The sequence below is a fragment of the Myxacorys sp. genome (genome assembly GCF_059501405.1).
Genome location: NZ_JCACCM010000200.1, coordinates 1 through 5,672 on the forward strand (window position 1 = coordinate 1; position 5,672 = coordinate 5,672).

The window sequence follows — 5,672 nt, forward strand, 5'->3', positions numbered from 1 at the left end:
ATTTATCGTGTGCTTGCATTGTGGTGCGGGCAATTCAGGTTTTCGGCTAGGCTCTAAGAGGCTTAGCGGTTGTCAACTCACTTAACTGCTTTAATGAAAGCGTGGCAACTTGATGCTGGCGTGCCAATTCTAAATGATGGTCAGCTCGGTATCCCCACAGTGCCCAATATGCGCCATAGCCTGCCTGCTGAACGTCAATTACATTAATGATGTTGTCGTCTAAGAAGAAGATCTCTTCGGGACGCACGCTTTCATACTGTTGAATTGCTCTAAGCGCTACAAGTTTATTGCGTTGCTCTCCAAAAACTTGATGTGGAGTAATGTCAATTTCGGCTCTCGCCAAAATCTTGATAATCGAATCCCGATCTTTGGCGGAAACAATGTAGAATGGCGCATCTAAGCCCTGTAAGAACGATTGGACGTCCGGGTAGAGCGTATGCTGATCCAACCACAACAATTCTTGGTGAGTGCGTGCATTTGCCCGGTACTCATTGACTTTTGCCACAAAACTTTCAACTTCGACTGGATCTAACGACAAATAAAGCCGCTCATAATCTGTTTGAGTTTGAATTGGCGTATCGCGATCAAAAATTGCAACCGCGAAATGCCCTAAATGCTTAGCAAAATTCCGACAATGCGTAAACCGTTCGATAAACCAGTTCGGAACTTTTGCCAATCCTTCAATGCTAAAGTCATCTAACTGCTTACCGTAGTAACCGTTCCAAGTCACTAAAATACATTCGTTCAGTCCATCAACAATAACACCGTCAAAATCTAGTGCGAATGTTTTGTGTTGCATTTCTGTTTCCATTTCTATTTATAGACTTTGGAGAGTTTGAGGTTAAGCCCAAACCGGGGAAATGGCTTAACCTGAATTATTAGCTAGCAACGAGATTCAGTCGCTTTTTAGATAAGCTTCAGCACCGATCCCGATAACAGCCCGCTCGGTTAGTGAATTGCTGTTGCAAGCGCTCGCTGCGGCTGTTGCCGTCGCTCAGCAACTGCCGCAAACGTTTCGCGCATGAATTCTCCAACGTAGGCGTAGTAAGAAGCCGTGATGATGTTGCCATCCCGAACGACTCTGGCATTAATCACATTGGCACCAGAGTTGATCATGTCATCCTTCATGTCGATATAGGCACAAACCGTCTTGCCTTCAAGAACTTTGGCGGAAATCATAATCCACGGTCCGTGACACAAGCCAGCAACAACTTTGTCAACCTCTGCCATCCCCTTAACAAAGGTCAACGCGTCAGGATCGCGACGAACTCTTCCCGGCGCTTCGTATCCACCGGTAAGCACAACGACATCATAGCGACCGACTTCTAGATCGTCGAATGACAGAACCGGGCTACCGGTTTTATCCATCTTGCCGCTCAAGGGTACCGCATACTTACCAAAAACTGCCATGCCGCCAGGTGTGGCAATGTCAACGGCATAGCCTTCTTCCAGAAAACGGTAATAGCAATAAATCAAGTCATGATCTTGAAAACCAGGGCCAGTTAGGATTACCGCCCGTGGGGCATCGGCTGCGATCAGGGCAGCCTGATCTTGCATTTGAGCACCAATCACAATCACAGAGGATTTCGGTTGCATAGAGAGTACTCCAAAGTAAAAGGCAATGAAGGTTGAGTCAACGATCGAGTTCTTTGGACATCGGCATCACGAGTTGCCATTTGATCAGTTTTCGCTAATCGTTAGATAGAACACGCTTTCATCGAGTTGCGCCGGATCAACCATTTTGAGAATCTGAATGCTATGCAGAAACGCAGATTTCAAGCTTAGAGGCACGACGAACATTAAACCCGGAGTGTCTCGGCAAATTAGCTCTAAGGCACCTTTGACTCCAAAACGGAATCGATTTTGATGACACAACGTTCTGAGCTTTGCTTCAGCAATATAGAGAAATGACCGCATTTCCGCGAGGTCGTAATCCATCACTTCCTGTTCATAGCTGGTGCCTGAACGACCGTAGCGATCGCTGAGCCGAACTAAATCAAACTTGTTTCTTGGCGTTTCCACTTCCACTAAATCAAGTGCTGAATCTCCAATGTTTTCGGTACTATGGAAAACACCTTTTGGAATGAAGACCACATCTCCAGCAGAAACAAGGTGTGCCTCGTGACTCAAGAAACTAATTCGCCCGGTTCCTCCCAAGCAGAGCAAGGCAGTTTCCTTGCGAGGATGGCAATGTGTGGAAGTTGACTTGCCAGGCAGCAAAGCCAACTTCCACACATCAAAGAAAGTGTCGCGGTAAATTCTGAACTCTAATCCCCAAGGTTTCGGAATGACCTCATCCAAATAGGAATCTTGATTGAACCGCTCAGTCTCGAGTGCTGTCCAAGTGCTAGCTACCATTGCCTCTTCAAAACGAAGCGTGTCTTGATTCGAGAGAGCGGCTCTGATTCTTGAAGGCGAAGCAGATGTTACCAATGCTTCACCAAATGTAGCTTCTTCACTGAGGTTAACCATTGCCATTCTCCTATAGACGGGTCGGTTGGTTCAGCTTCAATACGTAAAGCTCGGGGCTTCACACATTCAGTGCAAAATTTGTCTCATGCAGGCAGGCAGCGCGTTATACAGCAACCACGAGCGTAGATAATGCCTGTACGATTGCTTCAGCGACCCCTCGTGCAGAAGCAGGATTTTGCCCGGTCACAAACCGCTCATCTACAACCACATTGGTCTGCCAATTTGGTTTGCCAATGTATTTTCCACCCGCACGTTTGAGCGCATCTTCTAGTAGGAAAGGCACGACATCGGTTAATTTAACCGCTGCTTCTTCTTCGTTTGTGAATCCGGTGACTTGCTTACCCTTAATCAAATACTCACCGCTATCTGTCTTCAGATTCACGAGTGCAGCCGGTCCGTGGCAAACTGCTGCGATAACTTTGCCTTGTGCATAGGCGGTTGGCAAAATTCGCTGCAACTCTGGATTATTCGGCAAATCCCAAACAGTTCCATGACCACCCACGACAAAGAAGACATCATAGTCTGCCGGATTGATTTGTTCTAACGGCAGCGTTCCTTGGGTCAAAGGTACAAACTCTGCAAGTTCATCCGACAAGCTTTTCGGATCAATCGGCGCATTCTCACCTGTCGGTGATGCAACTGTAATTTGGTATTCCATTTGATTAAATACTTCACAAGGATGTGCTAGCTCTGAAAGATATAGGCCGGTCAGCTGTCCAGTGCTGCCTAGATGAGCATGGCTGGTCACAATGAAAAGAATACGTTGAGACATGAATATATACTCCTAAGAATTGGGTCGAACGGCTTTTTTGATTGTGCAGACAACAGTTTTTGGCTGCATGGCTGAAAAGACACCAACAGAACTTAGATAACAGCAGTGAAAACTTGATTTAAGTTTGTTGACTAAATTCTCAATTGCTTGAACAAGAATTTGTGTCACTCACAAACTACATTCAGACTACTGGAGCGATTCTGAGTCTGCAATCAGATTTTGTCATCTCTATAGTTAGAAAGTGTCAGATAGCATTGAAGTGAATAGTAAAGTGAGTTTTTTTGAGATTGTTGTTTTGGCTAGCAACACACCAACCAAAGGTGTGGATAACGCAAAAAAGCATTAATGGCTGACCCAGCAAGTGTTTTTCTAGGTTCAGACATTCATCTGACACTTTCTGACACTATCAGGTTGTAGACAGTGTGATGAGTTGATAGTCTCTGGTTAAACCAACAAATTGAAACTTCCACGCGAGTAAGAATGACTCCATCTCGCGTTCCAGTTTTTACCGCTGTGAAAACAGAATCCTAGACCTGCAAGACATAAAGACGTAAACAATGGTTAACCGCAAAACAGTTATCAGTGCCTTACTGGGTGCCACCGTGCTGAGCAGCTGTATTCAAGCCAATGCTCAACGAGCGACTTTCCTGACTTCAAAACAACCGAATAAAATTTTGATTGTCTTAACGAATCACGATCGCTTAGGCGATACCGGCGAGAAAACTGGCTTTTATCTTGATGAAGCCGCGCATCCCTATACCGTGTTTACGAAAGCGGGATATGAAGTCGATTTCGTCAGTCCAACCGGAGCCAGTGCCCCGATCGATCCCAAAAGTCTCAAACTTAACGATCCGGTAAATCGCCAGTTCGTTGAGAATTCTGCAGTTATGGCAGAGGTAAATGACACATTAGCTCCACAAGAAGTCAACCCAGCTGAATATAAAGCCATTCTCTTTGCAGGCGGGCACGGCACGATGTGGGATTTTCCCAATCATCAAGGACTCACACAACTGACGACAGCAATTTATGACCAAGGGGGTGTAGTTGGGGCAGTGTGTCATGGACCAGCAGGACTGGTGAATGTTCGGCTTGCAAACGGATCATATCTTGTTGCAGGCAAGACTGTTGCAGCGTTTACCAATGAAGAAGAAGCGGCGGTCGGACTCACGCAAACCATGCCATTTCTGTTGGAGTCGAAACTCATTGAACGCGGCGCGAAGCACACCGAAGCTCCTAATTTTCAAGCGCATGTCGTGGTCAGCGATCGGTTAGTAACTGGACAGAATCCCGCTTCCGCCACCGATGTCGCGCAACAAATGGTGGGGCTTCTGAAGCTCAAGAATTAAGAGTTCAATTTTTACAGGATTCCTCGGCAGGTCAGAAGCCATAGAGCAAAACGATTACCTTGACAATAACCTGCCGATCTACTCGAATACAACAAGCACCCGAAGGAGAACGATTGTGCAGAATTTTGTGTTTCAAAATCCGGTAAAAGTTCTGTTTGGAAGAAGTCAGATTGCAAATATTGCAGCTGAAATTCCCGCGAATGCTAAAATTTTGATGACTTACGGTCGCGGCAGTATTGAACGAAATGGCGTGTATGAGCGAGTTCAACAAGCGTTGGCTGGGTACGTCGTATCTAAGTACAGGACAAAAACTTGCAAAGAGGGAGTAGGAAAGGGTTTCATAAAAAAGCTTAATCAACGCATGAAACCCCATGTCTCAAATATTGCACTTCGCAATGCCTTGCAACCGCAGCTAGGTTGGCATGGTGCGCGAGTGACCTTTCTCGCCCTATTTCTGGTCGCTCTGTATCGCGTTAAAACCGTGAATTTGACTCAAATGGTTGTGTCGCGAAAACTTCTTAAAGCCCAACGATTTCTATCAATCTCATCGTCTTAAGCAGCAATTCCAAAGATGGCTTCGATAAATCTGACCTGAGATACAACATCCCCTTGGTCGATTCCTTTCACTTGTCCTTTACCGATCATATTCATTGCTTCGATTCCGCTCAAAGTGTTTCTCGCGCTGTTGAACGTCTTGAACCCCATCATCAGTTTCACGATGCGCTTGATATTCCGATGATCTTGCTCAACAATGTTATTCAAATATTTGCTTTGCCTTAATTCGGTCTCTTTTTCAATTGCCTCCTCTCCTTTCAGTGTTTCCATTGCCGCTGGGTAAGCGGCATTCTTGTCCACTGTGACCACCCGTGGAGACTGGGTGTGCTGACCCTTGAGCACTTTGCGAAAGAATCGTGCTGCTGCTTTACCATCCCGTTTCGCACTCAATAGAAAGTCCAGTGTGTTGTCCATCGAATCGACAGCGCGATACAGATATTTCCACGCTCCCTTGACCTTGATATAAGTTTCGTCGGCGTTGCTGAATGAGAAGATGAATTAGCATGGAATCGGCACATCTCGAAATT

General features: G+C 45.9%; 6 protein-coding genes and 1 pseudogene. 2 read left to right on the plus strand and 5 right to left on the minus strand.

The window, feature by feature from the left end:
* Positions 1–46: 46 nt before the first annotated feature.
* The 4 genes from AC5I6P_RS29085 to AC5I6P_RS29100 all read right to left on the minus strand — a co-directional run bounded on the left by AC5I6P_RS29085 (position 47) and on the right by AC5I6P_RS29100 (position 3,244).
* Positions 47–799, minus strand: a complete 753-nt coding sequence (locus AC5I6P_RS29085) for an HAD family hydrolase (RefSeq protein ID WP_495697273.1) — start codon at positions 797–799, stop codon at positions 47–49.
* A gap of 149 nt (positions 800–948) precedes the next feature.
* Positions 949–1,596 carry a DJ-1/PfpI family protein gene (locus AC5I6P_RS29090; protein ID WP_495697274.1) on the minus strand — a complete coding sequence of 216 codons (648 nt, stop codon included), beginning with the start codon at positions 1,594–1,596 and terminating at the stop codon, positions 949–951.
* Positions 1,597–1,680: 84 nt separating this feature from the next.
* Positions 1,681–2,472, minus strand: coding sequence for a cupin domain-containing protein (locus tag AC5I6P_RS29095; protein WP_495697275.1), 792 nt, complete (start codon positions 2,470–2,472; stop codon positions 1,681–1,683).
* A gap of 103 nt (positions 2,473–2,575) precedes the next feature.
* A complete protein-coding gene (locus tag AC5I6P_RS29100) occupies positions 2,576–3,244 on the minus strand; it encodes a type 1 glutamine amidotransferase domain-containing protein (RefSeq protein ID WP_495697276.1) in 669 nt (222 codons plus the stop codon).
* Positions 3,245–3,801: 557 nt separating this feature from the next.
* Here AC5I6P_RS29100 and AC5I6P_RS29105 point away from each other — a divergent pair.
* The gene (locus AC5I6P_RS29105) at positions 3,802–4,590 is read left to right on the plus strand and encodes a type 1 glutamine amidotransferase domain-containing protein (protein ID WP_495697277.1); all 789 of its coding nucleotides are present in this window, start codon (positions 3,802–3,804) and stop codon (positions 4,588–4,590) included.
* 115 nt (positions 4,591–4,705) lie between these two features.
* The gene (locus AC5I6P_RS29110) at positions 4,706–5,146 is read left to right on the plus strand and encodes a hypothetical protein (RefSeq protein ID WP_495697278.1); all 441 of its coding nucleotides are present in this window, start codon (positions 4,706–4,708) and stop codon (positions 5,144–5,146) included.
* Here the strand turns inward: AC5I6P_RS29110 and AC5I6P_RS29115 are convergent.
* Positions 5,143–5,619 (minus strand): annotated as a pseudogene (locus tag AC5I6P_RS29115) (IS6 family transposase); the annotation flags it as partial. The gene AC5I6P_RS29110 and the pseudogene AC5I6P_RS29115 overlap by 4 nt on opposite strands.
* Positions 5,620–5,672 lie beyond the last annotated feature (53 nt).

Excerpts from the sequence above, each read along its gene's own strand:
- AC5I6P_RS29085 (WP_495697273.1), bottom strand. The coding sequence starts at position 799 with ATGCAACACAAAACATTCGCACTAGATTTTGACGGTGTTATTGTTGAT.
- AC5I6P_RS29090 (WP_495697274.1), bottom strand. The coding sequence starts at position 1,596 with ATGCAACCGAAATCCTCTGTGATTGTGATTGGTGCTCAAATGCAAGAT.
- AC5I6P_RS29095 (WP_495697275.1), bottom strand. The coding sequence starts at position 2,472 with ATGGTTAACCTCAGTGAAGAAGCTACATTTGGTGAAGCATTGGTAACA.
- AC5I6P_RS29100 (WP_495697276.1), bottom strand. The coding sequence starts at position 3,244 with ATGTCTCAACGTATTCTTTTCATTGTGACCAGCCATGCTCATCTAGGC.
- AC5I6P_RS29105 (WP_495697277.1), top strand. The coding sequence starts at position 3,802 with ATGGTTAACCGCAAAACAGTTATCAGTGCCTTACTGGGTGCCACCGTG.